The organism is Mesorhizobium sp. M7A.F.Ca.CA.004.04.2.1 (assembly GCF_004022825.1).
In the GTDB taxonomy this organism is placed as follows: domain Bacteria; phylum Pseudomonadota; class Alphaproteobacteria; order Rhizobiales; family Rhizobiaceae; genus Mesorhizobium.
The window spans coordinates 1-3,169 of the sequence record NZ_RZPH01000725.1; the positions used below are offsets into that span (position 1 = coordinate 1).

Here is a 3,169-nt window from a genome sequence, read left to right on the forward strand (position 1 = left end):
GCGCAGGCCTGTGGTGCCCGATGCGGTGTAGGTGATGATCGCCGACAGCTTCAGCGTTTCGGCGATCTCGCGCGCGGCCAGCGAAATGGCGTCGGCGCCGGTCGCCTCCGGCTCGGAGCGCTGGGCGTTGATGATGCCGGCATAGGTCGGATCGGTTTCGACCTTGGTGGCGATACGGTTCATCATTGCCACAGCCTCGACGGGATAGGCACCCGCCGCCGATTCCGCCGACAGCATGATGGCATCGGCGCCTTCGAAGACGGCGATCGAAACATCGGACACTTCGGCGCGGGTCGGCACCGGTGCCGTGATCATCGATTCCAGCATCTGCGTTGCAACCACCACCGGCTTGCCGGCGCGGCGTGCGGCGCGCGTGATCTGCTTCTGGATGCCGGGCACCGCCTCGAGCGGCATCTCGACGCCGAGATCGCCGCGGGCGACCATCAGCGCGTCGGACAGTTCGATGATTTCGGCCAGCCGGGCGACAGCCTGCGGCTTCTCGATCTTGGCCATGATCAGCGCCCGCCCGCGTGCGATCTTGCGCGCTTCCGCCAGATCCTCCGGCCGTTGCACGAAGGACAGCGCCACCCAGTCGACGCCTGTGGCCAGCACGGCATCGAGGTCCTTGCGGTCCTTCTCGGTCAGCGCGCCGACCGGCAGATCGGTGTCGGGCAAGCTGACGCCTTTCTTGTCGGAAATCGTGGTGCCGGCGACGACGGTGCAGACGATCGACTTGCCGTCGCTCTTCACCGCCTTCAGCTCGAGCTTGCCATCGTCGATCAGCAGGCGATGGCCGGCTTCGACCGAGCTCAGGATTTCCGGATGCGGCAGATAGACCCTGGTCGAGGTGCCGGGCTCGGGATTGTCGTCGAGGGTGAAGGTCTGGCCTTGCGTCAGCACTTCCTTGCCATTGGCGAACTTGCCGACGCGCAGCTTTGGTCCTTGCAGGTCGGCCAGGATGCCGATCGGCCGGCCAACCGCTTCCTCGACAGCGCGGATGCGTCCGACCAGCGTGCGCATCAGTTCATGGTCGGTATGGCTCATATTGATGCGGAACACATCGGCGCCCGCTTCGAACAGTTTCTTCAGCATCTCCTCCGACGAGGAGGCCGGACCGATGGTGGCTAGGATCTTGACCTTGCGGCTACGTCTCATTGACTGTTTGTTCCCGGGGCGGCTGGAGCGCCTCCCGTTGTGGACTCATCGGTCAGCTGGACCATCCAGCTTGCCTGTTCGCCCGTGTCATATTCCTGGAATCCGGCGCGCTGGAAGCCCCGGGCAACGCAGTCGGTCACGCCTGCGATCTTGAACTCTTTTTCAGCCACGCACATGTTGATCGGGCCGTCCCAGCGTCCGCCGCGTTCGGCGTCTTCTGCATAAAGATAGTAAAACCTTGATGACAGCGGCCCTTCGATCAGCGTCTTGCAGCTCGATCCCTCGATGTGCCACCAGCCTTCGGTGATCCAGCCGGCCTTGGCGCGATAGCCGATGCCGACGCCGACCAGGTTCTGCGTGGCGTTGCAGACGCGGAAATCGGCACGCGCCGGCGAAGCCACGACCATGGCCGACAGGCCCATGGCAAGAGTGAGGAGCGGCATGGCAAAGGCAGAGCGCATGCGCTGCCCGCCGGCGGAACTCATCCGAAAACCCCTCAAAAACCACATCAGCATCTCTCTGCGCCCCTTTTCGGAAAAGTCCGGGCGCATGTCAACGCACCGTTTTGTCCAATTCCAATCGATTTAGAAAGGCTCCGGCGCACAATTCGCCGACGTGTGCCAGATTTCCCGGGAAACCTTGGCCAAACAACGGCATTGCGCAAGCGTCGTCTTCGTGGAATGACGATAGCACCCTCCCCGGAAGCCCGCGAACAGACCATTTCCCGCCAATGACCCGATCCACAGTTTTCGCGCCTTTCGACATCATCGAGGGCGACCGCAAGCGAGGCATCGTGCTGTTGGGCGATCATGCCCGTCGCGACCTGCCCGACGACTACGGCAGCCTCGGCCTGCCCTCGGCCGAGTTCGACCGGCACATCGCCTATGACATCGGCGTCGAGGCGGTGACGCGCGAACTGGCTGCCCTGCTCGGCGTGCCGGCGGTGCTCGCCAATTTTTCGCGACTGCTGATCGATCCCAATCGCGGCGAAGACGATCCGACGCTCATTCGCCAGCTTTATGACGGCACTGTCGTACCTGGGAATTACCCCATTACTGCCGATGAGCGCGAGAGGCGGCTCGACGGGTTCTACCGGCCCTATCACGACGCCGTCGGCGCCATGATCGCATCGGTCGCACAGGCTTCCGCCCAGACGCCCTTCATCTTTTCGGTGCATTCCTTCACCCCGGCCATGCAAGGAATCCAGCGTCCTTGGCACGTCGGCATCCTGTGGGACCTCGACGACCGCGTGGCGCGGCCGTTGATAGACATGCTGGCGCAGGACAGGAACCTCGTCGTCGGCGACAACGAACCCTATGACGGCGCGCTGCGCGGCGACACCATGTACAAGCATGCCATCGTCAACGGCTTCGCCCATGCGCTGATCGAGATCCGACAGGATCTGATATCGGACCAGAAGGGCGCGCTCGCCTGGGCCGAACGGTTGGCGCCGATCGTTGACGCGATCGACCGCCGTCCCGATATACATGTGGTGAAGATGTTCGGCTCGCGCACCGGGCCGCTATGACGGAGGTTTCGATGACCGAACTCAGCGACGAGCAGCAACGCGATTTCGAAGCGGCCGCCTTCCGCCGGCTGGTCGAGCATCTGCGCGAGCGCAACGATGTGCAGAACATCGACCTGATGAATCTTGCCGGCTTCTGCCGCAACTGCCTGTCGAACTGGTATCGCGAGGCAGCCAATGCCGAGGGCGTCGATCTCACCAAGGATCAGTCACGCGAGATCGTCTACGGCATGCCTTATGGGGAATGGCAGGCGCTGAACCAGACCGAGGCCTCCGACGCCAAGAAGGCCGAATTCGAGGCAAGGCGCCCCCAGGACCATTGACGCCGTCGCCCCAGCGATCGCTTAAGGCTATGTTTGGCCCAAAATGCTTCCCGAAAGAGCCTTGACTGAAAATTGAATCGATCTAATTTGCCGCGCGAAGCCATTTTCAGCGGGATTCGCCTCATGAACGCGTCAATTGCCAAGCTGACTGCCATTCGCGGACGAT

Annotated in this window: 4 protein-coding genes; 2 read left to right on the top strand and 2 right to left on the bottom strand. The window is 62.8% G+C overall.

Features of this window, described 5'->3' with window-relative positions; all coding sequences use genetic code 11:
- Together pyk and EN893_RS25920 are read right to left on the bottom strand one after the other, a co-directional pair.
- The coding region (gene pyk / locus EN893_RS25915; RefSeq protein ID WP_128361874.1) for a pyruvate kinase at window positions 1–1,155 on the bottom strand (1,155 nt) is incomplete at its 3' end.
- Window positions 1,152–1,640 carry a DUF1036 domain-containing protein gene (locus tag EN893_RS25920; RefSeq protein ID WP_127266899.1) on the bottom strand — a complete coding sequence of 163 codons (489 nt, stop codon included), beginning with the start codon at window positions 1,638–1,640 and terminating at the stop codon, window positions 1,152–1,154. The genes EN893_RS25920 and pyk, both read right to left, overlap by 4 nt.
- A gap of 245 nt (window positions 1,641–1,885) precedes the next feature.
- On the opposite strand from EN893_RS25920, the gene EN893_RS25925 reads away from it, so the two are divergent.
- Complete coding sequence (locus tag EN893_RS25925) at window positions 1,886–2,683, top strand: N-formylglutamate amidohydrolase (RefSeq protein WP_127266900.1); 798 nt, start codon at window positions 1,886–1,888, stop codon at window positions 2,681–2,683.
- A gap of 11 nt (window positions 2,684–2,694) precedes the next feature.
- Entirely contained in the window at window positions 2,695–3,003 is a 309-nt protein-coding gene (locus EN893_RS25930) for a DUF1244 domain-containing protein (RefSeq protein ID WP_027037142.1), read from the top strand.
- Window positions 3,004–3,169: the final 166 nt, after the last annotated feature.

What these genes read in the sequence shown, in the direction of transcription:
- EN893_RS25920 (WP_127266899.1), bottom strand. Translation starts at nt 1,640, where the DNA reads ATGAGTTCCGCCGGCGGGCAGCGCATGCGCTCTGCCTTTGCCATGCCG.
- EN893_RS25925 (WP_127266900.1), top strand. Translation starts at nt 1,886, where the DNA reads ATGACCCGATCCACAGTTTTCGCGCCTTTCGACATCATCGAGGGCGAC.
- EN893_RS25930 (WP_027037142.1), top strand. Translation starts at nt 2,695, where the DNA reads ATGACCGAACTCAGCGACGAGCAGCAACGCGATTTCGAAGCGGCCGCC.